The organism is Kitasatospora griseola, from assembly GCF_014648555.1.
GTDB classification, from domain to species: Bacteria; Actinomycetota; Actinomycetes; order Streptomycetales; family Streptomycetaceae; genus Kitasatospora; species Kitasatospora griseola.
The window spans coordinates 66,445-93,256 of sequence record NZ_BMRI01000027.1; the positions used below are offsets into that span (position 1 = coordinate 66,445).

Here is a 26,812-nt window from a genome sequence, read left to right on the forward strand (position 1 = left end):
TTCCGCCGGAGGCGTCGTGGGGAGGCGGCCGACGAGGGTCAGGCCGAGGCCCTCGCCAAGCCGCCTGTCTCCCTCTCCGACAGCTCGGACAGTTCCGACAGCTCAGACAGCTCGGACAGGTCGGACAGGTCGGACAGCTCCGACAGCTCGCACGCGAAGGCGTACAGCAGGTCGTGCATCCGGTACCGGCCCGGCGCGTTCTGCAGCAGGAGGTGCTCGTCCACGAGCAGTTCCAGCGCGGCGCGCGCCGTGTGGACGTCGAGTCCGGCCAGCGCGGCGACCCACTGCGCGGTGACTCGGCGGTCGCGGCCCGCGGCCAGCAGCCGGAACACCCGGGCCGGCAGGGCGGGCAGGTTGCGGTACGAGGACCGGAACGCGGCCCACAGCGAGCGGTCTCCGACGCCGGCGGCGAAGCCTCCGTCCTCCAGGTGCCCCGCCAGGTCCGCCAGGCTCCACGCCGGCCGCGTGCGGAGGCGGTAGGCGGCCAGGGCCAGCGCCCTCGGCAGGTGGCCGCAGAGGTCGGCGACGCGCATGGCCGCCTCGGGCTCGGCGCCCACCCGTTCGGCGCCGAGGACTGCGTCCAGCAGGTCCAGGGACTCCGGCGCGGAGAACGTCCCGAGCCGCAGTGGGGTCGTGCAGTCGAGGCCGGCCAACGAGCGCCGGCTGGTGACGAGGACGAGACACCCGGGCCCCGACGGGATCAGGGGGCGGATCTGCTGCTCGTCCAGGGCATCGTCGAGCAGCAGGAGTGCCTCGCGGCCGTGCAGGCGGTCGCGGAACAGCGCCGCGCGGGCGTCCACGCGGGACGGGATCCGCGACGCGTCCACGCCCAGGACGCGTAACAGCCCGTCGAGCACGTCGGTGGGCTCGGCACGGTCCTGGTGGGGATCGAAGCTGCGCAGGTTCGCGTACAGCTGGAGATCGGCGAACCGGCCCGCGCGAACGAGTTCGTGCGCGACCCGGACCGCGAGGCTCGTCTTGCCGACCCCGGCCATGCCCTCGATGACCGTGATGCCCACGGACGGCGGGCGGCAGCCCGACCCCGTACCCCGGCCGTGCGGCGCACCACCGCCGAACAGGGCGCCACCGCCACGCAGCGCGCCGCCGCCGCCGAGCAGGGCGTCGAGCTCCGTTGCCCGTCCGACGAAGTTCGGCAGCTCGGCGGGCAGCAGGTGCAGCACCCCCACCTCGTCGCCCGCCGCCGCGTGCACGGCGGCGGGCGTCGCGGACGTGGCCGCGGTACCCGCGTGCGGATCGGCGTCCGGTCTGCCCGCCCGGTCCGTTCGGACCGGAGCGGTGCCGGGTTCCGCCCGCGCCCGCCCGGCGGCTCGCACCTTCAGGGCGCCTGCTGCGATGGCTCGTTGATGGGCGGCGGCGGCCTGCGCGCCGGGTTCGATGCCGAGCTCGCCCACCAGGACGGTGCGGAGTCTTCGGTAGACCGCGATCGCCTCGACTCTTCGGCCCGCCGCCACGAGGGCCTCCATCAGCAGCGCGTGCACGCTCTCCTGGTAGGGGTTCTCGGCTGCGAGCCGCTGCAGCGCGAGCACGGCCTCGGCGGTGCGGCCGAGCCTCAGATCGGCCTGAGCGGCGAGGTCGACGGCCTCGACCCTGGCTTGGATCCAGCCCGGAACCTCGTCCCGGTGGAGCCGGTCGCAGGCCACGTCGGCCAGTGGTGCGCCGCGCCACAGTTCGAGTGCCGCGTTGGTGTTGCGCGAGACCTGCGGCCAGTCGCGGTTCCGGGCGGCGGTACGGGCCGCCTCGTGGAGCTCGGTGAACACCATGATGTCGAGCTCGGAGCACGGGTCCAGGTGGATCTTGTACCCGGAGCGCGAGGTGCCCACCCGGTCCCCGGCCTCTCCCAGCAGCCGACGGAGTCGCAGCACGTGACTGCGGACGGTGCCCGACGCGCCGCGCGGCGGTTCGCCGTTCCACAGGATCTCGGCGAGCTCGTCGACCCCGACCGTGCGGTTGGACCGGCACAGCAGGATCGCGAGCAGGCTCCTGACCCGTGGTGGTACCGGTACCGGCCGGTCCGCTACGCGGGTCTCAAGGCTCCCCATCAGGCCGAACCACACCTTCCCGGCCATCCCCAACCTCCCCTTCACGATTCATCTCCCCCTGCGACCACCGGCGACAGGAGGTCTCGATGGGTCCCTTGGCAAAGCCGACGGACGCGGATCGGTCGGGCGCACTCCGTCGGTGCCCCGGGGAGCCCGGCCGGTCGGCCGGGGGCCCGGGTCGGATCCGTCGCGAAGGCCGTGCCGGTGGGCAGGTCTTCGCGCGATCGCACGCGGCAGGCACTCGTCGCGCCGGCCGCGCCCTCGCTCAGCGGTGCACGGCTGCCGACGACCGCCAGCGGAACAGCAGGCGGCGGCACAGCTCTTCGGCGCCGAGCGGGAAGTGACCTCCCTCCACGCGCTCGAACTCACAGCCCGCGGTGGTGAACCGGCTCCAGCCGTCGAGTGCCCCGGGTGGCAGCTGCGGGTCCTTCGGATCGCCGAGGACGAGCAGCGGCACCGGCACGGGGGCGCCGTCGCAGTGGTGTCCGGCGAGCATCGCCAGGTCGTCCGCGAGCGCTCGGACCACGTGGTCGAGCAACTGCGGGACCTCGTGCAGCTCGGGCGGAATCCCGCTGAGACGCCGCATCAGCTCGGCGGGCGGCAGCCGTCGCGTCCTCGTCCAGCCGGGGTGGTCCGGCGCCGGGCTCGCGACCGTGACCAGTTCCAAGGGCCGTGGCGTGCCGGCGTGTTCGAGCCGCCGGGCCGTCTCGTGGGCGAGCAGCCCGCCGAGGCTGTGGCCGAGCAGGACGTACGGGCTCCGCTCGCCGATTCCGACGGCCACGAGCCGGGCGGCCAGGGCGTCTGCGACCTCGCCGAGACCGGTGGCCGCAGGCTCGGCCAGCCGGGTCTCGCGTCCCGGCAGGATCGCGACGGAGACCGAGGTCTCCGCGTCCGCGGCGTCGATCAGTGTCGCGAAGGCCCCGGCCGCACCGCCCGCCGGCGGGAAGCAGACCACCTGCAGTGCGGCCTGCCCGCTCGCCGCCGGGAAGGTGCGGAGCCAGCGCGGGTCCGTCGCCGTCGGGTCTCCGGTCGACGACGGGCCTCTCATCTCCGCCTCCTGGGGGGCTCGGGGAGGGCGGCCCGGTCGAGCTTGCCGTGCGCGCCGGTGGGCAGCTCCGCCAGTTCGACGAGGCGCGCGGGCACCATGTAGTCCGGCAGCCGTTCGGCGAGGTGGGCGCGCAGCACGGCCTCGCCGTCCGCGCCGAACTCCCCCGCGGGCACCACGTAGCCGACCAGCGACCGGTCGTCGCGCACGACCACGACGGCTGTGCGCACGGCGGGATGGCTCCGCAGCGCCACCTCGATCTCGCCGAGCTCCACCCGCTGGCCGCGGACCTTCACCTGGGTGTCGATCCGACCGAGGTAGTCCAGGTGGCCGTCCGCGGACCAGCGGGCCAGGTCGCCGGTGCGGTACACCCGCTCCTCCCGGTCGCCCGCGCGGAAGCTGACGAATCGTTCGGCGGTGAGGTCCGGCCGGCCGGCGTATCCCCGCGCCAGGCAGGCTCCGCCGAGCAGCAGCTCTCCGGCGACGCCGACGGGAACCAGCTCGCCCTCCTCGTCGACGACGTAGGCGGACACGTTGGACAGCGGTCGGCCGATCGGCACCCGGTCGCCGGGCTCGGGGCGGCGGCACGGCCACGCCGTCACGTCGATCGTCGCCTCCGCGGGACCGTACATGTTGTACAGCGCGGTCCCGGGCAGCGCCGCCGCCAGCTCGTTCAGCAGCCGCGGCGACGCGGCCTCGCCGCCGCTCAGGATCACCCGGAGCGAGGAGCACGAGCCGACGTCCGGCTCGGTCGCGAAGAATTCGAGCATGGACGGCACGAAGTGCACCATCGTGACGCCATGACCCGTGATCAGCTCGATCAGCGCCTCCGGATCGCGGTGCGCGTCCGGCGGGGCGACCACGAGGCTGCCGCCCGCCATGAACGCGAGCAGCAGTTCCCAGATGGAGACGTCGAAGGTGTAGGGGGTCTTCTGCAGCAGGACGTCGTCGGGGTCGACGTCGAAGTCCGCGAGCATGCTCTCCAGCCGGTTCGCCAAGGCGGCGTGGGTCAGTTCGACGCCCTTGGGTTCGCCCGTCGAACCCGAGGTGAAGATGACGCAGCCGCAGCCGTCGAACACCTCCGGGCCCGCCGTGTACCGCCGCCAGTCCACGGGTGCGGCGGCCGGTTCGCGCCGGTCGGCGAGCGGCCGGACCCGCACCGGATGCCCTTCCGGCAGCGGCGCCCCCGTGCCGTCCGCGAGCATCAGGACGGCCCCGGCCGACTCGATCATCGAACAGACCCGCTGGACCGGGTGCTTGGGGTCGACGGGCAGATAGGCCGCGCCGGACAGCAGGATCCCCAGCACCGCGACGACCATGTCCGCACCGCGTTCGGCGCACAGCGCCACGATCGAGCCCGGCCCGGCGCCGTCGGCCACCAGCCGTCCCGCCACGGACGCCGCGCTGTCGAGCAGCTCCCGGTACGTCAGGACTCGGTCACCGCTGCGCAGGGCGACTGCGTCCGGTGTCCGCAGCGCCTGCCGGCAGATCGATTCGTGCACCGGACGTTCGGGGCGCGGACTCGGCGCGGGGTTGAAGCCGAGGACCAGGTCGCGCTCGGCCGGGCCGAGTCGGTTCTTCGTCCGTGTCGTCATCAGCTGTGTCGTCATCAGCGTCCTCACTCGTTCCGCAGTTGAGCGGCGATCGCCCTGGGAGTGGGCGTGTCGGCGAACTCGGCGATCTCCGGCGCGACGCCGAACCTGCGCCGCACCCGCGAGATCATCCGGATGAGCAGCAGCGAATCGCCGCCGAGCGCGAAGAAGTCCGAGTCGGGCCCGACCGCGGCGACTCCGAGCATCGAGCGCCACAGCTCGACGACCTCGTCGAGCGCGTCACCCGGACCCTCCTCGGCCCCGGTCGCCGCACCGGGCGCCGACGCGGGAGAAGCGGGCGCGGCGGCATCGATCCAGTGCCGTTCCGCGGCGAACGGATAGGTGGGCAGGGACACCCGGCCGACGTCGGCGCCGCCGCGCACCGCCGCCCAGTCCACCGCCACGCCGCCGGCCCACAGTGCGCCGAGACCGCTGAGCAGTTCGTCCCGGCGGGCCTGCAGGGGCACTGTCGCCGACCCCGCTGCCTGCGGGACCTGCCGGGCGCTGCCGATCAGTCCGGTGCCCGGCCCCACCTCCACGAACACGACGCGCGGTCGGCCCGTCGCGGCCTCGACGGCTGCCCGGAAGCGGACCGGACTGCGCAGCTGCCGTCCCCAGTAACCCGCCGGGCGGGTCGCTCCGGGCGGCAGCAATCCGCCGTCGACGCTGCTGATGACGGCGAACTCGGCGGGGCGGGGCTCGATGCCGCGGGCCTCCTCGTCGAGTTCGGCCGCGGCGTCGGCCATCATCCAGGAGTGGAAGGCCCGTTGTGCGGGCAGCAGCCGGTGCAGGATTCCTGCGCCGTCCAGCCGCTTGCGGAACTCGGCGACCGACTCGGCCGGTCCGGACACGACGACCACCTCAGGGGCGTTGACCGCCGCGATCCCGAGGTCCTCGAAGGCCCCGAGCTGTTCCAGCACCGCGGCTTCCCCGGCGAGTACGACGAGCATCGCTCCCGGCGGGGCCTGCTGCATGAGGGCGCCGCGCCGGGTGACCAGCCGCAGCATCTCGGCGAGTTCGAGCTCCCCGGCGAGGCCCGCCGCCGCCAGCTCGCCGACCGAGTGACCGATCAGGGCGCCGGGCCGGACGCCCCAGGACAGCAGCAGCCGGCCGAGCGCGTACTCGTGCAGAACCAGCGCCGGCTGCGTCAGATCCGTCCGGTGGAGCAGCCGGTGCGGGTCGTCACCGATCAGCAGCTCGCGCAGATCGATTCCCAGCAGGCCCTCGACGATGTCGCAGCCCGCGTCGATGTCCGCGGCGAAGGACGGGTACCGCCGGTAGGCCCAGGCGGACATGCCGGGAGCCTCGGCGCCCTGGCCGGGGAGGAGGAACACCACGTCGGGCTGTCGCAGCGCGGTGCGGCCCGTCGCGGCTTCGAGCGCTGCCGCGGCGCCGGCCGTGTCCTCGGCGGCCACGGCGAGCCGGTGGGTGAAGGACCTGCGGTGTTCCTGGCTGGTGAACGCGACGTCCGCCAGCGGGAGTTCGGGGTGGTCGCGCAGGTGCGCGGCGAGCCGGTCCGCCGAGGCGCGCAGCGCCTCCGCCGTGCGCGCGGAGACCACGACGACGCCCGGCCCGTCCGTTCGCCCGGTCGTCGTGGGCCGTTCGGCCTCGCGCAGCACGATGTGCGCGTTGGTCCCGCCGAGCCCGAAGGAGCTGACCGCGGCCCGGCGCGGCGTCCCGTCCGCGGACGGCCACGCGCGGGCGACGGTGTCGACGGTGAACGGCGTCCCGGGCTCGCCGAGTTCCGGGCGCGGCTCCTTGAGTCCGGCCAGCGGCGGGATGCGCCGGGCGCGCAGCGCGGAGACCGCCTTGACGAGTCCGGCGACGCCCGCAGCGGCGGACAGGTGCCCGATGTTGGCCTTGACCGAGCCGAGCGAGCAGCGGTCCGGCCTTCCGCCGAACACCTCGCGCAGCGCGGCCAACTCGATCGCGTCGCCGACCTCGGTGGCGGTGCCGTGCGCTTCGAGGTAGCCGATCGCGGACGGTTCCACCCCGGCGGCGGCATACGCACGGGCGAGCACGTCGATCTGCCCGGCGACCCCCGGCGCCGTGTAACCGACCTTGTCCGCACCGTCGTTGTTGACCGCCGAACCCTCGATGACGGCGAGGACCAGGTCCCCGTCACGACGGGCGTCCTCGGCCCGCTTGAGCGCGACCGCACCGACCCCGCTGCCCGGCACGGTCCCGTTGGCCGTGGCGTCGAAGGGGCGGCAGTGGCCGTCCTGCGACATGATGCCCTTGGCCTCGTGGAGGTAGCCGGTGTTCTGCGGGAACGCGACGTACGCGCCACCGGCCAGGGCCAGGTCCGAGTCCCCGGTCCGCAGGCTCTGGCAGGCCAGATGGACGGCGACGAGCGAGGTCGAGCACGCGGTCTGCACGGCGATCGCCGGGCCGCCGAGCCCCAGCCGGTGGGCGATCCTGGTCGCGAGGTGGTCCTTCTCGTTGCCCAGCACCAGGCCCAGCAGTCCGTGCGTCGCCAGCACTTCCGGCGCCGCGAGGACCTGCTGGTGCAGGTAGTAGTTGAAGCCCGCGCCGGCGAACACCCCCACCCTTCCCATCGGCGCGTTCGTGATCAGGCCGCCGGATTCGAGCGCCTCCCACGCGGTCTGCAGCAGCAGCCGCTGCTGGGGGTCCATGATCGCGGCCTCGCGCGGCGGGATCCCGAAGAACCCGGCGTCGAAGCGATCCGGATCCGCGAGCACGCCGCACACCGGAACGTAGGCCGGATCGTCGGCCTCCTCGGCCGGCACGCCCGCCTCCAGCAGTTCCCGTCGGGTGAACGACGTGACGCTCACCCGCCCGGCGAGGAGGTTGGACCAGTACTCGTCGACGTTCGCCGCGCCGGGGAAGCGTCCGGCCATCCCGACGATCGCAATGTCCTGGCTCATCGTGTCCCTTCCTGCACGGTCCTGCTCAGCTGCCGTGCCAGGGACTGCACGGTGGGAAAGCGGTACAGGTCGGTCAGGGAGATCGGACGGCCGCCGAGGTGTTCCCGCAGTCGGCGACGCACCAGGGCGGCGGACAGCGAGTCCCCGCCGACCTCGAAGAAGCCCTCGTCGAGCCCGAAGTCGTCGCTGCCGAGCACCTCGGACCAGACGTCGGCGATCAGCTCTTCGAGATCACCGGGACCGGTCGCGGCGACGGCGGCGGAGCCCGCGGGCTCTCCGGCGCGCGCCGGGGAGGCGTCGGTCCCGGCGGCGCCGAAGCGGGCGCCGAGCGCGCGGAGGTCGACCTTTCCGTTGCGGTCCAGGGGGAACTCGTCCACCGTGATCCACTGCTGCGGCCGCTCGTACGGCGCGAGCGCGGGCTCGACCTCCGCCCGGACGCGTGCGCGGATGTCGCCGTCCGCCTTGATCGCCGCGCACAACCGGTCACCGGCGAGGAGGACGACCGCGTCCAGCACGCCGGCCTGTTCCCGGATCCGCCGTTCCACGGCGAGCAGTTCGACCCGGTGTCCGGCGATCTTCACCTGGCGGTCGGCGCGGCCGAGGAAGCGCAGCTGTCCGTCGGCGCCCCAGCGGACCAGGTCGCCCGTGCGGTATTCACGCACCCCGTCGCGCTCGGTGAAAGCGAGGCCGGTGCGCTCCGGGTCGCCGAGGTAGCCGTCGGCCAGCCCGGTGCCCGTGGCGCGCAACTCCCCCACGGCGCCCGGGGGCACGGCTCGGCCGGCGCCGTCCACGATCCGCAGGCCGGTGCCGCGCACCGGACCACCGATCGGGAGGGGGTCCGGCACCTCGTGCGCGCCGTCGGCGTGGAAGACGGTGGTGAACGTCGTGTTCTCGGTGGGTCCGTACCCGTTGGTCACCCGCAGTCCCCGGCACTGGTCCAGCACGCGGCGCACGTGCGCGGGTGAGACCACGCCGCCTCCGGTCAGCACCTGGCGCATGCCGCGGAACGCGGCCGGGTGGTGATCGGCGACCAGGTGGAACAGCCCTGCGGTCAGCCATCCGTGGGTCACCCGCCGGGTGCGCAGGAAGTCGGCCAGGCCGCTCGGTGTCGGCTCACCGGCCGGGTGCACGACGACCGTCGCCCCGTTCGCCAGCGGCACCAGCAGTTCCAACGTCGAGGCGTCGAACGCGAGCGGCGACAGGCGCATCATCCGCTGTCCGGTCGCGGCGGCGAAGAGGTTCTCGTCGTCGGCCAGTCGCAGGACGGCGCGATGCGGAACGACGACGCCCTTGGGCACGCCGGTGGTCCCCGAGGTGAAGGAGACGTAGGCCGGCGCCGCGGCGTCGGCTTCCGCTCCCCGGGCGCCGGCGTCGGCAGCCGGCTCGGACGCGTCCGGCCCCCACGCGACCGGGGGGCAGCCGGGCACGTCCGCGAATGCGGGGTCCGCGGCGTCCCCGCCGATCCGGGCGGCGGGTGCGACCGCGGCCGCGATCCGCATCCGCCACTCCGCCGTCGCACCGGGATCGACGGCGACGTACGCCGCGCGCAGGCACAGGACGCCCAGCACGGCGATCGCCTCCGTGGCCGACCGCGGGACCTCCAGGACGACGCGGTCCCCGGCGCGGACCCCGCACCCGCGCAGCAGGTCGCCCTGGGCCAGCGCATGGGCCCGCAGCTCCCGGTAGGACAGCGTCACGTCGGCATCCGCGTCGACGACCGCCACCGCGTCCGGCTGCTGCGCGGCGCGGCGTTCGAAGCGGGACCAGAGGTCGTCGTCCGTGTCGAAGCCGACGCCCCGGCCGAGTTCGGCCAGGCGGTCCCGCTGGCCGCGGGAGAGGCCCGACACGGTGCCGAGCGGAGCGTCCGGACGGCTCGTCAGTTCGCCCAGCACGGCGACGAGGGACTCGGCGAGCTCACCCGCGTCCGCGGCCGTCTGCGCCGAGGTCGCGTATTCGAGGGCCAGCCGCGGTTCGGGCGACCATGCCTGGACGAAGAGCAGCGCGTCGAAGGTCGAGCCGTGGCAGTGCCCCTCGTGGACGCGCCAGGGTCCGGAGGGCGAGTCGATCGCGTCCGGGACCAGTTCGTGGTGCGCGGCGAAGCCGATCTGCGCCACCGGGTTCCGGCTGCCGTCCACCTCGCCCGCGAGGTGTGCGACGACGTTCGCGAACGGGACGTCCGCGTCGGCGACCGCACCGGCGAGGGCGGCCGCGGTGGCCCGCACGAACTCCGCGGCCTCGATGCCGTCGTCGGTGGTGCAGCGCACCGGGATGATCCGGGTGCACAGCCCGACGACCTCCTCCATCCCCGCCTCGAACCGGCCGGCGGCCGCGACGCCGAGTACGACGTCGTGGGCGCCCAGTCGGCGGTTGACGGCCAGTGCCCAGGCGGCGAGCAGCACGGCGGTCACCGTGGTCCGGCAGGTGTCGGCGAGTCGGTCCACGCGCTCGGCGAGTGCCGACGGCAGCGGGAACACCAGGCGCTCGCCGCGCCCGTCGGCCTCGTCCGCGCGCTCCAGGTCCGTGGGCAGCGCCGCCACCGGCGGGGCCCCGTCGAGCCGTTGGGCGACGCGGGCCAGCGCCGTGTCCAGCGCGCCGGACGCCTGTCGGTCGGCGAGCCGCGAGCCGATCCAGTCCGGCGACGGCGCCTCGTCGGTCGGGGCCCCCGCTCCCTCGCAGAGTGCCGCGAACTCCCGCCAGAGCACCCCGATGCTCCAGCCGTCGATCAGCGCGTGGTGGGCGAGCAGGGTGACGAAGGTCCGCTCCCCCGAGGTGGTGAGCACGAAGACGACCGGTGGTTGCTCGAACGGGCGCAGCAGTTCCGCGCCGCGCCGCCCGTAGCTCTCGTGCATTTCCCGCACCGCGTCGGCTCCGGCGGGCAGGGTCTGGTGGAGCAGGCGCGGTGCGTGCGACGCGGGCAGCACGACCCGCAGCGCGGTCTGCCGTTCCCGGACGAACATCGTCCGCAGCGACTCGTGCCGCGCGGTGAGCCTCCGCAGCGCGGCGCGGACCTGCTCCTGGCTCAGCGCGACCGGCGGCTGCACCGTGAACATCAGGTGGTAGGACTGGTCCCGGCCGGCCAGGTGCGCGGCGAGCATGGCCTTCTGACCGGGCAGCAGCTCGCGCCGCGCCGGAGCGGCCTCGATGTCAGTGGCGGTCGGGGCGGTCGGCACGTACTCCCGCGCCTCGGCGAGGGCGTCGGCCAGGGCGAGCGGCGAGATCAGCAGCGCGACCTCGACGTCCTCGGCGAGCCGGCGCTGGCCGGCCGAGGTCAGCGCGATCGCCTGCAGGGAGCTGCCGCCCAGCTCGGTGAAGGATTCCGTCCGGTAGCGTGCCTGGACCTCCTCGGCCGGGAGGCCCAGTACCTCGGCGGCGAGCGGGAGCCAGTCCGCGGCCGCGGTGCGGCGTCCGAGAGCGGCGGTCATCAGTGCGTCACCACTCGGGACACGGCCTCGGGTCCGCGCGGCGCCCGGGCGGCGACGGCGAGCAGGTCGCCGTAGCGCGGGTTGGCCAGCACCTGCTGGAGGTCGACGGCGATCTCCAGTTCCCGCTGGATCAGCGAAGCCAGCCGCAGTGCGGCGAGCGAGTGGCCGCCGATCTCGAAGAAGTCGTCGTGCTCGGTGACGGAGTCGACCCCGAGGACCTCCAGCCAGAGCTGGGTGAACTGCTCGACCCAGGTGCCGTCGTCGTGCGTGCCCATCACAGGTCCTTCCCCTTGGCGGCCGGAATCTCGAAGTAGTGGCGGGTGCGGGCGAACGGGTAGCCCGGCGCCGGGACCCGGCGCAGGCCGTGGTCCAGCTCGGCGTCCCAGGGGCCGCCGATGCCCAGCTCCCAGAGCAGGCCGACCGAAGTCAGCAACTTGTCGTAGCCGTTGGACATCTCCGGCTCGGTGCCCTCGACATGAGGGATCGTCTGGCAGCCGATCTCCAACCAGGCGGCCGGGTCGAGGCCGACCAGCGTCGGCGGCGCGAAGCGGCCGTCGTTCGGCTCGTCGAACCTCGAAGCCCAGTACCCGAGGTCGGTGACCAGCTCGGCGGCGATCGGCCGGCCGTCCACGGGCGAGTGCAGCGGGGTCTCCGGCACGGCGAGCCTGCTGTCGACCGAGGGCCGGCGCAGCGCGAGGTCCACGCCCTGCTCGAAGGAGAGCGCCCCGGCCGCACACGCGGCGGCGACGGCGCCGACGCCCACCCCGGTCATCGCCACCGGGTGCACGCCGTAGCGGCGGAGCGCCTGGCACCAGGCCACCCCGATGGCGAACCGGGTCACCCGCTCCTTGACCACCGGATCGGGGTGGCGGCCCAAGTGCCCGATCGCCGCGTACCCCAGGTCGAAGTACTGGCGGAAGACGCGGTCCCGGTCGTACATGATCGGGCTGCCGGGCATGCGTCCACTGCCGGTGAGGAAGTACGCGACCCCGCGACGCGCCGCCTCCGGGGTCGCCCGGCGCACCGGGCGGAGCGAGCGCAGCGGCTCGTCCGTGGTCCGCACAAAGTAGCCGCGCCACGGGAATTCGACGCGGCCGGTGCGCAGGGTGTGGGCGAGGTCGGGCAGGTCGGCCGGGTCGATGTCGGCAACGGCGTCCCGCACCCGCGCCAGGCTCTCGGCCGCGGCCTCCTCCGTCTTGCCCGACACGAGCAGCAGTTCGATGCCGACGCGGCTGCGGCGCCCGGTCCGCGGGAGCGCGGGAGCCTCTTCGAGCACCACGTGCGCGTTGGTGCCGCCGATACCGAAGGAGCTCACGCCGGCGCGGCGCACTCCGTCGATCTCCGGCCACTCGGTGGCCGTCCTCGGCACGGTGAAGACCGACTTCTCCAGTTCCAGCGCGGGGTTGGGGGCGGTGAAGTGCGCGACCGGCGGGATCGTCCGGTGCTTGAGCGCCAGCACCGTCTTGATCAGCCCGGCCACGCCCGACGCCGAGTCGAGGTGTCCCATGGTCGACTTCAGCGCGCCCAGCGAGCACGGCGGCCGCCCGCCCCGGTCGACGCCGAACACCTCGCGCAACGCGGAGATCTCGATCGGGTCCCCGAGCGCGGTTCCGGTGCCGTGCGCCTCCAGGTAGCCGACGGTGTCGGGATCGACGTCGGCCACCGAGAGCGCCGACCTGATCGCCGCCGCCTGGCCCTCGGGCCCCGGCGCCGTGTAGCCGGCCTTCCGCGCGCCGTCGTTGGCGACCGCGCTGCCGAGGATCACGGCGTGCACGGTGTCGCCGTCGCGCACCGCGTCCTCCAGGCGCTTGAGCACGACGATCCCCGCGCCGTCGGCGCCCACGGTCCCCTGCGCGTGCTGGTCGAACGGGCGGCACCGGCCGTCGGGCGAGGAGATGCCGCCGGGCTCGTAGAGGTAGCCGCGCCGGGTCGGCGGTGCGATCGAGGCCCCGCCCGCGAGCGCGAGGTCCGCGTCGTAGGTCAGCAGGCTCTGCACCGCGAGGTGCACGGCGACGAGCGAGGTGGAGCACGCCGACTGCACGGCGAACGCCGGCCCCTGGAGGTTCAGCTTGTACGCGATGCGGGTCGCCGCATGGTCGCTCACGCTGGACATCCGGGTCAGCAGTCCCCCGGCGTTCCGCACCGCCCGCTCGTTCGGCCAGAGCAGGTCCAGCAGGTAGACGTTCATCCCGGTGCCGACGTGGACGGCGATGCGGTTGCCGTCCGGCGCGATCGGCGGGCGGCCCGCGTGCTCCAGCGCGCTCCACGCGCATTCCAGGAGGATCCGCTGCTGGGGGTCCATCAGCAGGCTGTCCTGCGGCGAGTAGCCGAACAGCCGTCCGTCGAAGCGGTCGTAGTCCGCGAGGACGGACCGCGCGGGCACGAAGTTCGGGCGGTCGACGGTCTCGTCGGAGACACCCCAGGCGTTCAGCTCCGCCCGCTCGAAGAACGTCATCGCCTCGACACCGTTCTCGATGTCGTGCCAGAACCGATCGAGGTCGCGTCCCGCGCCGGGCAGCCTGATGCCCATCCCGACAACGGCGATCCGGTTCGACCCGTGCTCGTCAGACATGGTTCCCCCCTCGTTCGACCCGCCGCCGCCGGGCGAGCGAGTCCCGGCCGCTCCTGCGCTGCTCGGCCTTGTCATCGGCGATCGGTACGGCTGCCTGTTCGAAGTGCGCGGCGCAGGCCGCCGCCGTGCCGCAGCGGAAGAGCTCAGTGATCGAGGTCTTCAGCCCCACGGCCGCCATCCGGCGCTGCGCGACGATGAGCGCGAGACTGTGGCCGCCCGCGTCGAAGAAGTTCTCCGTCGGCTCCAGGTCGGGCTGCTTCAGCACGTCGGCCCAGATCTGCCGGATCTGCTCGACGAGTCGGCCCGAGGCGGCAGGTTCCGGAGCCGCGTCGACCGGCTCCGGTGCCGCCTGCGTCGACTCCGCCGCGCGGTCGGCCAGCAACCGCCGGGTGTCGGCCCGTCCCGCGGCGTCCCGCGGGATCTCCGGCACCACGAAGACTCGGGACGGCACCATGAAGGCGGGCAGTTCGGCGCCGACGTCCGTGCCGGCGCCGGGATCGCAGCACACGAAGACGACCGCCTCGTCGCCGTCGGCGGCCGCGGCGCAGCCGTTGACACCCGGCAGCCGCAGGAACGCGGCCTCGATCTCGGCGAGGTCGACGCGGTGGCCACCCAGCCGGACCGTCGCGCGCCCGTCCTCGCGGTCGACGCGCATCAGCCTTCCGTCGTGGCTCCAGCGCACGAGGTCGCCGGTCCGGTAGACCGCCGCCGGGCCGTACGGATCCCGGCCGAAGCGTCCGTCGGCCGGTCCGTCCGCACCGAGGTGGCCCGACGGAACCGATGTTCCGCCGACGTGGAGCTCTCCGGCCACGTTCACGCCGACGGGTCGGCGCCCGTCGTCGAGCACGTAGCAGCGGACATGCGGCAGTGGTACGCCGAGGTCGCCCTCCCGCACCGTGTGCAGGTCCGCGGCCCGTACCCGATGGCCTGTCGCGTAGATGCCGCCCTCGGTCACCGCGTAGAGGCCGACGAACACCGCGGGCAGCCGCTCGGGATCGACGAGCGAGGCCAGCTCGGACCAGCTGAGCGCTTCCGCTCCCGACACGACGACGTGGCGCACCGCCACCGGTTCGTCCCCGGGCGTCGTGCCGAGCAGTGCCGGCAGCAGCCGGCGGAGGGCGCCCGGGGTCTGGTTCAGGACCGTGATCCGCTCGTCGCGCACGAGCCGGGCCAGCCGGTCCGGGTCGGCCAGGTCGGCCTCCTCGGCGAGGACCAGACAGCCTCCGGAGGCGAGGGCTCCGCAGAGCTCCCAGGTCGCCAGGTCCGTGCTGAAGTCGTGGGCCCCCAGCCAGCGGTCACTCGCGTCGACCTCCGCACCGAGCAGCCCCGGACCGCACAGCGCACTCAGCGCCCGGTGTCGGACCGGCACCCCGTGCAGGCCGGTGGCGTCGGACGTGTAAACGACGCAGGCGGTCTCGTCCGGGTCCGGAGCGGCAGCCCGCACGGAGGCCGCACGATCGGCCTCCCGTGCGTCGATCCAGGCGAATCCCCGCGCATCGGCGCTCTGCCGTACTTCCGATACGACGCCGTCCGCGACGACGGCGGTCGGCCGGGCGCTGTCGAGGATCTCGTCCAGGCGGTGCCCGGGCCACTCGGCATCGAGCGGCACATAGGCGCACCCGGCCTTCCAGACGCCGAGAATCGAGGCCGCGACGGCCGCGGAGCGCCCCAGCAGCAGCCCGACCCGGTCTCCCTTGCCCGCCCCGGCCCCGGCCAGGGCGGCGGCGATGCCGTCCGACCAGGCGTCCAACTCCGCGTAGGAGAGCGTCTCACCGCGGTGCGCCAGGGCCGCCGCGTCCGGCGTCTGCGCGGCACGCCCGAGGAAGGAGTGCAGCACGGAGGGCAGGTCGCCGACCGCGTCGGCGCGCGGGTTCCACTGGTCGATGACGAGTGCGCGCTCCTCGGGGCCCACCATCTCCGGCTCGGGCTCCGCGCCGGACACGACGGACTCCAGCAGCGTCTGGAAGTGCGTGAGCAGGCCCGCGATCGTGGCCTCGTCGAACAGCTCGGTGCTGAAGTCCGCGCGCAGGTACGGCGATCGGGTGGAGACGTCGAGCGTCACTCCGACGTCGAACTTGGCCGCGTCGATCTGGATGTCGACCTCGTTGACCCGCATCCCGGCGAACTCGGGCACGGTGAAGGTGAAGTTCTGCACCGTGAGCATCGTCTGGTAGATCGGCGAGTGGCTGAGATGCCGTTGCTCGCCCGACGCCTGCACGATCTGCTCGAACGGGACGTCCTGGTGGCCGAAGGCGGTCAGGGCGGTGCGCCAGGTGCGCGTGACCAGTTCCGCGAAGGTCGGGTGACCGGACAGGTCGACCCGGACCGGCAGCGTGTTGACCAGGCAGCCGAGCAGTTGCTCCTCGGCCTCCTCCACCCGGTTGGCGACCGGCACGCCGATCACCACCTCGCGCTGGCCGGCGTGCCGGCCGAGCACCTGCGCGTACGCGGCGAGCGCGACCGCGAACAGCGTGACGCCCCGCTCCTTCGCCCACTCGGTCAGCCGCCGGACCACCGCGGGATCGACCGGCCGGCGCAGCGCGGCGCCGCGGAAGGTCAGCACGTCGGGGCGCTGGTGGTCGGTGGCGAGCGACAGCCTCGGCGCACCGTCCAGCATCTCGCGCCAGTAGGCGACACCGCTCGAATTGTGCGCCCACGCCTCGCGCTGGGCCTCGGCGTATTCCAGATAGGTGATCTCGGGGGACCGACTCGTGCCGGTGTTGTACTCCTCGGCGATCGCGTCGAGGAGCAGGCCGACTCCCCAACCGTCGCAGGCGACGTGGTGCACCAGCACCACGAGCGCGTGCTCGTCGGCGGTCCAGGACACGATCCGGGCCCGCAGCACCTGGCCGGTGCCGAGCGAGAACGGCCTGCGCGCCTCCGAGGCGACCAGTTCGCGCAGGTACTCGTCCTGTGCCTCCCGACCGACCGGCGCGCGTTGCGTCCACTCGATGTCCGGCAGGACGTCGTCGCGGGCCTCCTGCTGGAGGTCGCCGTCGCTCATGACCAGGCGGGTGCGCAAAATGGCGTGCTTCCCGGCCACCCGGCGGATCGCGTCGGCGAGCTCCGCCCGGTCGAGGAGTCCCTCCATGCGCAGCGCGAAGGCCACGACGTACGCGGGGTTGCCGGGCTGCAACTCGTCGAGGAAGAAGAAGCGTTCCTGGGTGAATGAGGCTCTGCCGCGGTTCGTCATACTGTCTCCGCCTTCTCCGCGAACTCGTTGTGATGGGCGGCGAGTGCCGCCATGGCCACCGCGCTGCGCCGGGTGGCCGGGACGATCAGCCAGGCGGCGAGGAGCACCGCCGCGGCGATCAGGCCCCAGCCCCACAGGCCGCCGGAGATCACCAGGCCGGCCAGGATGACCGGCCCGACGACGTTCTGCGTACCGATGTGCAGGTCGAAGGTGCCCAGGTACTCGGCTTTCGCGTGCTCGGGTGCGAGCCCGAACGCGAGTCCCCAGGCCGACGCGGACTGCGTGATCTCCGCCATCGACATGGCGAGCACGGCCGCCATGATCGCCACGATGCCCACCACCGTCTGGTGCACGAAGACCGTGACTCCCACCGCCGCGCAGCCCGCCGCGATCCACACCCCGGCGATCCTGGCGGTCCTGGCCGCGCCGAGCACCGTCTCGGCCCCCTTGCTCGCCCGCACCTGGAAGAGGATCACGAACACCGTGTTGATCACCAGGAACATCGGCACGACGAAGTGCGGCACGGTCGTGCGGTGGAGCGTCCACAGCGGCAGGACCACCATGAGCAGGGTCATGTGCGAGGAGAGCACCGAGGAGAGCCCGACGACTCCGACGTAGGGCAGGTCCCGGATGGCACCGAAGCGCCGGCGCCGGACGATCGGCTTCCGCGGGCCGTCCTTGGGCAGCCGGAGCACGAGCAGGGCCGCCAGGCCGAGCAGGGCGGCCGAACCGAACGGGATGAGCATCAGGAGGTGGCGGCTTGCGGCCGCCAGCGCAGCGATCCCGATTCCCGCGCTGAATCCGATGTTGAAGACGGTGCGCATCATGGCGTTGAGGCGGACGCGCTCTCCGTCGGGGATGAGCGAGGCGATCATGGCGCCCTCGGTCGGTCCGAGGCCGGTGTCGAAGAACGAGATCACCATGGCCACGACGTAGAACTCGTAGGCGTTGTCGATCGCCGCGTAGAGCCCGAAGCCCACCGCGATGACGACGAAGTTGATGAACAGCAGCAGGCGCCTGGGCATCCGGTCGGCCACCATCCCGAACAGGACGGAGGAGACCAGCGAGGCGATTCCCGCCGCGGTCAGACCGAAGCCGATCTGCGCCGCGGCGAGGTGCACGTGCAGGGTGAAGTAGACGACGCTCCCGCTCAGCAGCACCCCCTTGCCGGTCGCTGCGGCGAATCGGACCGCCACGAGGCTGCGGCGCAGTGAGTCCTCGCCGGCCAGTTGCGCGAGGAAGCCGAGGAAGCCGGGCTTCGGCCGCTCGGCCGCGTCCGTGCTCATCGGGCCCGGCCCCCGGCGCGGGGCCCACCGGGGCCTGGCGGCGTCGTGTCGCGCCTCGGGCGCGCTCGCGACGTGAACAGCTGATCCAACAAAGGGTTCACCCTCCCTCGGGTAGGCGGTTCGGCCCGGCGCCCTCGTCCTGGACGGCGCCGGGCGTTCGGTCACCAACGGCGACCCTCCGGCAGGTGCGTTGCAATCCGGTTCAAGGTCCGTTCAAGCCGCGCCCCTGGTCGGATCTGACGATGCGTCAGGCGTGCGTCTCACGACGGAAACTGACGGTTCGTCGGTTCATCGCTTCACTCGCCTTTCGAGGGCGTCGGACGGGAGTGACCGTGGTGTCGTGCGGGAGAACGGCCTCAGTCTGCAGGGCCGCGCCAAGACGCCGGAAGGGGGCCAACATCCCTACCGGGAAGCCCAGTTCTGCCACCTTCACGACCAGGTCGAGCAGCTCGCGAGCCGTGATCGGCGTTCGACGCCGAGAAGCAGGAGGAGCTGCTCGGACGGCTGCCGCACCCGGAGCGCGAGTGGCGGCCGCAGCGTGATCCGGTCCGGGCCGAGGACCGTGGCTGCTCCACCGGGCCGAGGGCCGGGACGCCGGTTCCCCACGGGCGCCCACGGCCTGACGGCTGACACCGGTCGGATCGGCATCGGCGTGAATCACGGCGCTTCCACGTTCGCAGTCCCACGATCCGCACCGCGCGGCCGCCGTCGGCAGCGCCTCGGCGGCGACCGCACGGACGTGGCGAACGAAGCGGCCGGCGCGGTGGAGGGTGACCGGGCCGGCGGTGGTGCCGGCGCGATGGGCGAGGTCGGTGGCGGAGGTGGGGGCGTGCAGTTCGACGCCCGGGCCACGTCCGGCGTGATGTCGAGCGGGGAGTGTCTCGCGAGGGATCGCCGTGCTGCGGGCCGAACCGGCCGTGTTCGGGTCGACAGCCTCCGACCCGACGGTCTCCCGCCTTTCGCCGCCCCCGGCGGCAAGTCCCCAAAAGTCTTCCGTGCCGCGCGAGTCGAGCCCCGCCGGCACGCGTCGCGGCCGCGAAGCGCCCGGTGCCGGTGGGGCGGTGACCGTGGAGTGCCGGCGATCGCGCACGCGGGCGAGGAGTACGCCGCACCGACCCCGCTGCCGCGACTTCACCCGAGCGGACCGGTCCACGACCCGGCCCGAGCACGCCGTACGAGGCCGTGCGCGGGAACGGACTCCACCGGGCGGCCCGCACCCGCCCGGTGGAGTCCGGCCGTCACTGGGTCAGCAGCTGCTCCAGGACGTCCGCCGCCTTCGACGCGCCGCCCGCGCCGCGGACGACCCGGCTCAGGGCCGCCGCCCGCGGGCGGTAGGACCGGACGGACTGGACGGCGTCGCGCAGGCCCTGGACGGTCGGGTCGGTGAGCGTCCTGCCGACCTGAAGTTCCTCCGCCCGTCGGGCGATCGCCTGCTGTTCCGGGATCTGCGGGACCGCCACGAAGGGCACCCCGTGGTACAGGGACTCCATGGTCGAGTTCATCCCGGCGTGGCTCAGGAACACCTCGGTGTGTCGCAGCACCGCGATCTGCGGCACCTGCGCGTGCACTTCGACGTTCGCCGGGAGCGGGCCCAGCGACTGCCGGTCCAGCCCGCCCACGGCCATGACGACCTGCCAGTCGCTGTCCCCGAACGCCTCGATGCAGGTCCGGTAGAACTCGGGCCGGTCGTTGAAGACGGTTCCCAGCGAGATCAGCAGCACCGGGCCCGACGACCGGGGGCTCCACTCCCCGGCGGTCTGCCGGCTGCTCAGCGACGGCCCGACGAAGTGGAAGCGCTCATCGAAGGTGTCGCCCGCCAGCTGGAACTCGCGGGGGACGAACACCAGGCTCGTCGGGGGCACGTGGCCGAACATCAGGTTCGGGTCGTCGAGGAAGCTGTGGCCCTGCGCGAACTTCCCCATGTCCTGGATCGCGGCCACCAGCCGGGGGTGGGTGTGGTCGAAGTCGGCCGGCAGGTACACCTGCGCCGCCGAGAAGGACTCGTTCTCCGCGAAGGTCGGCACCAGGGAGACCTCCCGCACGTCGAGCAGGTTCGCCAGCATCCTCCCGGTGAAGGTCACCGAGTCGTAGCACACCGCGTCCGGCCGGTCGGCCAGGAAGTGCTCGGCCAGGACGGGGAAGGAGGCCCGCGCGTCGTCGAGGTAGTACTCCATCGTCACGGCGAGCTGCTCCGCCGTGAACTCCCCCCGCGACGCCAGGTCGGGCGGCAGCTCCGAGGGCAGGGTCACCGGCGACGCCCCGGCGGCGACGGCGGCGTCCATGGTGGCCGGACCGGTGGCGTAGCTGACCCGGTGACCGCGCCGGACCAGCTCCTCGACCAGCGGCAGGGTCGGGTTCACGTGCCCGGACGCGGGCGCGCTCACGAAGGCGAAATGGGCCATCAGCTCTCCTCCAGGATGACCGGCAGGGTCTTGTGGCCGTTGGTGAAGAAGGAACCCAGCGGCTCCAGTTCGGACGACGGGACGGCCAGCCGCAGCCCGGGGAACCGGGAGAACAGCGCGGACAGCGCCGTCGTCGCCTCCAGCTTCGCCAGCGGGCTGCCGAGGCAGAAGTGCACGCCGTGCCCGAAGGTGAGGTGGTCGGACCGCGACGACCGGGTGACGGAGAAGTCCTCCGCGTCGGCCCCGTGCTGCGCCGGGTCGCGGCCGGCCGCGCCGAAGGACAGCAGGATCGCCTCGCCCTTGCGGATCTGCACGCCGTCCACGGAGATGTCCTCCACGGCGTACCGCAGCGGCAGGTTCGGCACCGGCGCCTGCCAGCGCAGGGTCTCGTCCACCACGTCCTCCCACGTGCTGGCGCCGGAGCGGACCAGGTCGAGCTGGGACGGGTGGGTGGCCAGTGCGTGGACGGCGTGGTCGAGCAGGTTGACGGTCGTCTCGAAGCCGGCGGAGATGGTCAGCAGCAGGGTGTCCAGCAGCTCCCGCTCGGACAGTCGGGTGCCGTCCGCCTCCTGCGCGGCGATCAGGTCGCTGGTCATGTCGTCGCCGGGGTTGCTCCGCTTGGCGGCCACGAGTTCCTTGAGCAGCAGGTACAGCTCGCCGGAGGCGGCCTGCACGCCCGTCGGGTCCGCGTCGAGGCTGAACACCGCGTCCACCAGTCGCCGCAGGTCCGCGCCCGTCTGCGGGGTCACCCCGAACAGTTCGGTGATGACCTGGATCGGCAGCGGGAACGCGAACCGGGCGCGCAGGTCGACCGGCTCCCCCGGCGGCACCGCGGCCAGCTCTTCGATCAGCCCGGCCGTGATCTCCTCGATGCGCGGCCGCATCGTCTCGATCCGGCGCGGGGTGAACGCCTTGGCCACCAGGCTGCGCAGCCGGGTGTGGTCGGCCCCGTAGGCGGTGAACATGTTCTGCAGCGCGACCCACATGATCAGCGGCCAGTCCGGCGGGACGTCGCCGTCGCGCCACATCGGCCAGTGCTTGTTCGCGTCCTTGGACACCTTCGGGTCGAGCAGCAGCTTCTTCGCCAGGTCGTGCCCGGTGACGGCCCAGGCCGACACGCCGCCGGGCAGTTCGACGCGGGTGGCCGGGCCGCGCTCGCGCAGGGCGGCGGCCTCGCCGAAGATGTCGCCGCCCGAGGCGTCGATGACGTACGCGTCGGCGGGCGGGGCCTGCACGCGCACCGGCTCGGTGAAGGTGGTGGCGGTACGGGGCTTGGGCGGCTCGGTGACCTCCAGCAGGGCCGCGGTGAACCGCGAGCCCATGCCGAGGCCGATCGACATGATGGTGTCGCCGGGCTTCAGGCTCTCGTCGTGCAGCAGGTGGTCGATGCCGAGCAGCTGGTCGCACGGGCCGACGTGGCCGAGCTCGCGCAGCATCGGCCAGGTGGTGCGGCTCAGGTCGATGCCGAGCGGCTCCAGCACGACGACCTCCAGCTGGGCGAGGCCCAGACCGGTGACGACGAACCTGGTGATGTCGGCGATGTCGACGCCGCCCTCCTTGGCCGCCTGCTCGACCGCGCTGACCAGTGCCCCGCTCATCAGCGTCAGGTACGGGGCCAGGCCGGTGACCTCGATCGGCGTACGGTCGCGGTGGCCCGCGGGGTCCGGGATCGTCGGGGCCGCGAGGACCTCCATCTGGGTCGCGGAGCTGTTGGCGGTCGCGATCAGCCGCGCCCGGCCGCCCTCGCGGTTGAGCACGGCCGCGACCGCGCCGTCGGCCAGGAAGATTCCGATGGTGGGCTGCCAGCGCTCCCACCGCGGCGGCAGGAACCGGGCGGTGGCCGTGACCAGGGTCGCGGTCGCGGCCGGGTCGGCCACCAGGTGCGCGGCGGCGGACTGCAGCGCGGCCGAGCCGCCGTTGCTGGTCGCCTCGACCTCGTAGACCAGGGCGTGGCCGAGGCCGAGGACGCGCTGCAGGTGGCAGGAGGACGCCCGGTGGTCCTGGTGGTCCATCTGGGCGTAGGCGGCCATCGAGATGTCGGCGCCGGTGAGACCGGACTCGCGCAGGGCCCCGATCGCCGCGTGCACGGCCATCCCGTGCTCGGTGACGTCCTCGGAGCGGGTGAACGACACGAAGTCCGACAGCGCGAGCAGCCGCCGCATGGTCTCGGTGTCCGGCACGGCCTCCGTGGCGGGCGTGCGGGGCGGCAGGTACCGCCCCGTTCCGCCGATGTAAACGTTGTCCCAGATCATGCGTAGTCCTTTCCCCTGAGTTCGGACAGCCCGGCCCCGTATCCGGTGAAGTCGAGGAGCCACGTGCTGATGGCCAGCGCCGTGGCCGCGGAGTGCTCCTCCAGCACGGTGAAGTGGTCGCCCGGGACGGTGAGCACCTCCTGGGCGGTGGTGGACAGCCGGGGCCACGAGCGGTTCCCGGTGCCCACCAGCAGCACCGGCGCGGTGACGGGCTCCGGCGCGCCGGCCAGGTCGAGGTAGCGGCCCATGGCCACCAGCCGCTCGTCGTCGACCGGCTGGACCTGGTGGCCGGCGTCGAGCATGCCGGTGAGCACGCCCGGCAGGTCGTCGGGGTAGCCGTCGATGAGCACCACGGCGCTGGGCCGGGCCCCCCGCCGTTCCAGTTCCCCGGCGGTCGCCAGCGCCAGCCACGCGCCCACCGAACGGCCGACCAGCACCGGCGCGGCGACGACCGACGCGGCGTCGGCGAGTGCCTGGACCAGGACGTCGGCGGCCGCGGGCAGCGGGTCGCCGGCGAAGCCCGGCAGGGTGACCGCCGTGACGTCGCGGGCGGCCTCCAGCGCCGCGCCGAACCGCCGGTACTCCTCGACGCCGCCGGACGCCAGCGCGGACGGCAGGCAGACCAGCGACGGCTGGAGGAAGCCGGCCGCGAGGGCGACCGTCTCGACCTTGGGCGCGTCGGTGGCCTCGCTCAGCCGGGACGCCGTGGCCAGCAGGTCGAGGCCGTCCTGCGCGCGGCCCACGTCGACGGCCTTGCGCAGCAGGCGCTCCATCGGCCCGGCCACCCGGTTCTCCGGCGAGCACAGCTGCCCGTAGAGGTGGTTGACGAGCTGTTCGGGCGTCGGGAAGTCGAAGACCAGGGTCGCCGGGAGCTGGAGCCCGGTGGCCGCGTTGAGCTGGTTGCGCAGCTCGATGGCGGTCAGCGAGTCGACGCCGTGGTCGCGGAACAGCTGACGCGGATCGTCGATCCCGCCGGGGGCCATCCCGAGGATGCTCGCGCTGTGCCGGACGACCAGGTCGAGCAGCAGGGCGCGCTGCTCGGGCTCGGGCAGGGCTTCGAGCCCGGCCCGCAGGTCGTCGGGGCCGGTCGCCAGGGCCGGCGCGCGCCGCGTCCGGGCGAGTCCACGCAGCAGCGCGGGCGGGGTGTCGATCGCCGCGAGGTCGAGGCGGACCGGCACCAGCGCCGGACGTTCGCCGGCCAGGGCGGTGTCGAACAGGTCGAGGGCCTGCTCGGTGCCCAGCGGCAGCATCCCGGTCCGCGCCAGCCGGCGGTGGTCGGCCTCCTTCAGGTTCCCGGTGATGCCGCTGGACTCGGCCCACTGGCCCCAGGCCAGCGAAACGGCCGGCAGACCGCGCGCGTGCCGGTGCTCGGCGAGCCCGTCGAGGAACGCGTTCGCGGCGGCGTAGTTGGCCTGCCCGGGGGCGCCGAACACCCCGGACGCCGAGGAGAACAGCACGAACGCCCGCAGGTCCAGGTGCTCGGTGGCCTCGTGCAGGTGCCATGCGGCATCGGCCTTCGCGTGCAGCACGGCGTCGATCTGCTCCGGTGTCATCGATCCGACCAGGGCGTCGTCGACGACCCCCGCGGCGTGCACGACGACCCGCAGGTCGGGGATCGAGGCGACGAGGTCCCGCACGGCCTCCCGGTCGCCGGCGTCGCAGGCGACCACGGTGAGGGCGTCGCCCAGCTCCTCCCGGAGCCCGGGCGGCTCGACGCCGCGGCGGCCGGCGAGCACCACGTGCCGGACGCCGTGCCGCGCGACCAGGTGCCGGGCGACCAGGACGCCGAGGGTGCCGGTGCCGCCGGTGATCAGTGCGGTGCCGTCCAGCGGCGCGCCGTCCAGCGGCCCGGCCGCGGCCACCCTCACCAGCCTCGGGACCAGGGCGGTTCCGTCGCGCAACTGGATCTCGGGCTCGCCGTCGCTCACGGCGGCCCGCACCGCGGCGGGGATCGCCCGTCGGGACGCGTCGGTGCCGTCGTGCCGGACGGTCAGGATCCGCCCGGGGTTCTCGCTGTGCGCGCTGCGCAGGAAGCCGCGGGCGGCGGCCGAGGCCGGGTCGTCGCCGGTGAGCACCACGAGCCGGGCCGGCGTGTCGGTGGCCAGGAACTCCCGGACCGTGCCGAGCAGTTCACGGGTCACCGCATGGGCGGCCGCGACCGGCTCGCCCTCGCCGACGACCTCGTGGAGGACCGTCTCGGTGTCCGGGCCGTCCGGTGCCGCCATCGGCGTCCAGTCGACGGCGAACAGCGTGTTCGGCCGGCGCCCGGCCCCGCGGCCCGCCGCTTCGACGGGCCGCAGGACGATCTCGTCGATGCTCACCACCGGCGCCCCGGCGGTGTCGGTGATCCGCACCGCGTAGGTGTCCGGCCCGGTCGGGTGCAGCACCGCACGGCCCGTCGCGGCCGACCCGGTGACCGACACGCCGGAGAACGAGAAGGGCATCCGCGCCGGGCTGCCGCCGCCGTCCTCGGCGGCGAGGCCGGCGAGCAGGGTCAGCGGCTGGATGGCGGCGTCCAGGAGCGCGGGGTGGACGCGGTAGCCGGTGAGCTGCGCGGGGTCCGCCGGGAAGCTCACCTCGGCGTGCAGGTCCTCGCCGTGCCGCCGAATGTCGGTGAGCCCCTGGAAGGTCGGCCCGTATTCGTAGCCGGCTTCGGCGAGCCGGTCGTAGAGCGAGCCGATGTCGATCGGCACGGCCTCGCCGTCGTCCGCCCCGGGCGCGTCCGTCCGGTCGGCCCGGGTCGCCGACGGACTCAGCACGCCGGTCGCGTGGCGGGTCCACTCGTCGGGCTCCGCGGACGTGCGGGAGTGGACGGTGACGGGCCGGCGTCCGGTGTCGTCGGGCGCGCCGACGGTGACCTGCACGTGCGCACCGTCGTGCTCGGACAGCACGAGCGGCGCCTCCAGGACCAGCTCGGACAGCACGGGGCTGGCCGTGTGCTCGCCGGCGTGGAGGGCCATCTCCACGAACGCCATCCCGGGCAGCAGCGTCGAACCGAGCACGGTGTGCTCGGCCAGCCACGGGTGGACGGACGCGGAGAGCTTTCCGGTCAGCACCACGCCCTGCCCGTCGGGGAGCTTCACCAGGGACCGCAGCAGCGGGTGGTCCGGCGTGTCGAGGCCCTCCGACGGTGTGGTGGGCTGGAGCCAGTAGTGCTGGTGCTGGAAGGCGTACGAAGGCACCCGCACGCCCGCCGCGGTGGTCACGGGCGGCGACCAGCGCATCGCGCCGTCCGCCCACAACCGCCCCAGACCCGCGAACAACCGCTCCGGGGAATCACCACCACGCCGCATCAACCCGTTCCCCACCAGCACCGGATGCGGACCGACCTCCACGAACCCCGAAACGCCCTGGCCCGCCAGCCACTCCACGGCATCCGCGAACCGGACCGGCTCGCGGACCTGGCGCACCCAGTACCCGGGCTCACCCATGTCCACCGGATGTCCCACCACGGTGGAGACCACCGGAATCACCGGCTCACCGAACGACAGACCCGCCGCCACCCGACCCAGCTCCTCCAGCACCGGATCCATCCGCGCCGAATGGAACGCGTGACTGACCTCCAGCCGCCGCACCCGACGCCCACGCCCCCACCACACCTCGGAGACCGCCGCGACCGCCGCCTCGTCCCCCGACACCACCACCGCATCGGCCGCGTTGACCGCCGCGACCTCGGCGCCCGGCACCAACGACTCCACAACCTCCGCCACCGACGCCTGGAGCGACACCATCGCCCCACCACCCGGCAGCCCCTGCATCAACCGGCCGCGCGCACCCACCAGCGCACACGCGTCCTCCAGACTCAAAACACCCGCCACATGCGCCGCCGCCACCTCGCCGACCGAGTGCCCGACCACGAAGTCCGGCCGCACACCCAACGACTCCACCAACCGGAACAGCGCCACCTCCAGGGCGAACACGCTGCCCTGGGTGAAGAGGGTCTCCCCGAGAACCCCTTCCTCGTCCTCGAACAGCACCTCCACCGACAGTCCCAACAACCCGCAGACCTCGTCCAACGCCCGCGCGAACACCGGGAACTCGCGATACAGACCCCGCCCCATCCCCGCCCACTGACCACCCTGACCGGAGAACACGAACGC

12 protein-coding genes are annotated in these 26,812 nt (G+C 73.7%); all 12 read right to left on the reverse strand.

Going from position 1 to position 26,812, the window contains the following annotated elements; translation table 11 throughout:
• Nucleotides 1-38 precede the first annotated feature (38 nt).
• A complete protein-coding gene (locus IEZ12_RS27180; RefSeq protein ID WP_189275574.1) occupies nt 39-2,087 on the reverse strand; it encodes an AfsR/SARP family transcriptional regulator in 2,049 nt (682 codons plus the stop codon).
• A 238-nt stretch (nt 2,088-2,325) separates the two neighbouring features.
• A complete protein-coding gene (locus IEZ12_RS27185) occupies nt 2,326-3,108 on the reverse strand; it encodes a thioesterase II family protein (RefSeq protein ID WP_189275575.1) in 783 nt (260 codons plus the stop codon).
• Nucleotides 3,105-4,715, reverse strand: a complete 1,611-nt coding sequence (locus IEZ12_RS27190; RefSeq protein WP_189275577.1) for an amino acid adenylation domain-containing protein — start codon at nt 4,713-4,715, stop codon at nt 3,105-3,107. The genes IEZ12_RS27185 and IEZ12_RS27190 overlap by 4 nt, the downstream gene beginning before the upstream one ends.
• Before the next feature lie 8 nt (nt 4,716-4,723).
• Nucleotides 4,724-7,585, reverse strand: coding sequence for a type I polyketide synthase (locus tag IEZ12_RS27195; protein WP_189275579.1), 2,862 nt, complete (start codon nt 7,583-7,585; stop codon nt 4,724-4,726).
• Nucleotides 7,582-11,007: a non-ribosomal peptide synthetase gene (locus IEZ12_RS27200; protein WP_189275581.1), complete on the reverse strand. Its 3,426-nt coding sequence runs from the start codon at nt 11,005-11,007 to the stop codon at nt 7,582-7,584. The genes IEZ12_RS27195 and IEZ12_RS27200 overlap by 4 nt, the downstream gene beginning before the upstream one ends.
• Nucleotides 11,007-11,282 carry an acyl carrier protein gene (locus tag IEZ12_RS27205; protein WP_043908443.1) on the reverse strand — a complete coding sequence of 92 codons (276 nt, stop codon included), beginning with the start codon at nt 11,280-11,282 and terminating at the stop codon, nt 11,007-11,009. The genes IEZ12_RS27200 and IEZ12_RS27205 overlap by 1 nt, the downstream gene beginning before the upstream one ends.
• Nucleotides 11,282-13,579, reverse strand: coding sequence for a type I polyketide synthase (locus IEZ12_RS27210; RefSeq protein WP_189275583.1), 2,298 nt, complete (start codon nt 13,577-13,579; stop codon nt 11,282-11,284). Before IEZ12_RS27210 ends, IEZ12_RS27205 begins: the two co-directional genes overlap by 1 nt.
• Complete coding sequence (locus IEZ12_RS27215) at nt 13,572-16,772, reverse strand: non-ribosomal peptide synthetase (RefSeq protein WP_229848122.1); 3,201 nt, start codon at nt 16,770-16,772, stop codon at nt 13,572-13,574. Before IEZ12_RS27215 ends, IEZ12_RS27210 begins: the two co-directional genes overlap by 8 nt.
• Entirely contained in the window at nt 16,769-18,058 is a 1,290-nt protein-coding gene (locus tag IEZ12_RS39210; RefSeq protein WP_229848108.1) for an MFS transporter, read from the reverse strand. The genes IEZ12_RS27215 and IEZ12_RS39210 overlap by 4 nt, the downstream gene beginning before the upstream one ends.
• Nucleotides 18,059-19,296: 1,238 nt before the next feature.
• A complete protein-coding gene (locus IEZ12_RS27220; protein WP_229848110.1) occupies nt 19,297-20,460 on the reverse strand; it encodes a macrolide family glycosyltransferase in 1,164 nt (387 codons plus the stop codon).
• Nucleotides 20,460-22,712 (reverse strand): cytochrome P450, encoded by a 2,253-nt coding sequence (locus IEZ12_RS40430; protein WP_189275586.1) that lies wholly within the window; start codon nt 22,710-22,712, stop codon nt 20,460-20,462. The genes IEZ12_RS27220 and IEZ12_RS40430 overlap by 1 nt, the downstream gene beginning before the upstream one ends.
• The coding region (locus IEZ12_RS27230; protein WP_189275588.1) for an SDR family NAD(P)-dependent oxidoreductase at nt 22,709-26,812 on the reverse strand (4,104 nt) is incomplete at its 5' end. The genes IEZ12_RS27230 and IEZ12_RS40430, both read right to left, overlap by 4 nt.

What these genes read in the sequence shown, in the direction of transcription:
- IEZ12_RS27195 (WP_189275579.1), bottom strand. Translation starts at nt 7,585, where the DNA reads ATGAGCCAGGACATTGCGATCGTCGGGATGGCCGGACGCTTCCCCGGC.
- IEZ12_RS27180 (WP_189275574.1), bottom strand. Translation starts at nt 2,087, where the DNA reads ATGGCCGGGAAGGTGTGGTTCGGCCTGATGGGGAGCCTTGAGACCCGC.
- IEZ12_RS27205 (WP_043908443.1), bottom strand. Translation starts at nt 11,282, where the DNA reads ATGGGCACGCACGACGACGGCACCTGGGTCGAGCAGTTCACCCAGCTC.
- IEZ12_RS27200 (WP_189275581.1), bottom strand. Translation starts at nt 11,007, where the DNA reads ATGACCGCCGCTCTCGGACGCCGCACCGCGGCCGCGGACTGGCTCCCG.
- IEZ12_RS39210 (WP_229848108.1), bottom strand. Translation starts at nt 18,058, where the DNA reads ATGAGCACGGACGCGGCCGAGCGGCCGAAGCCCGGCTTCCTCGGCTTC.
- IEZ12_RS27190 (WP_189275577.1), bottom strand. Translation starts at nt 4,715, where the DNA reads ATGACGACACAGCTGATGACGACACGGACGAAGAACCGACTCGGCCCG.
- IEZ12_RS27220 (WP_229848110.1), bottom strand. Translation starts at nt 20,460, where the DNA reads ATGGCCCATTTCGCCTTCGTGAGCGCGCCCGCGTCCGGGCACGTGAAC.
- IEZ12_RS40430 (WP_189275586.1), bottom strand. Translation starts at nt 22,712, where the DNA reads ATGATCTGGGACAACGTTTACATCGGCGGAACGGGGCGGTACCTGCCG.
- IEZ12_RS27210 (WP_189275583.1), bottom strand. Translation starts at nt 13,579, where the DNA reads ATGTCTGACGAGCACGGGTCGAACCGGATCGCCGTTGTCGGGATGGGC.
- IEZ12_RS27215 (WP_229848122.1), bottom strand. Translation starts at nt 16,772, where the DNA reads ATGACGAACCGCGGCAGAGCCTCATTCACCCAGGAACGCTTCTTCTTC.
- IEZ12_RS27185 (WP_189275575.1), bottom strand. Translation starts at nt 3,108, where the DNA reads ATGAGAGGCCCGTCGTCGACCGGAGACCCGACGGCGACGGACCCGCGC.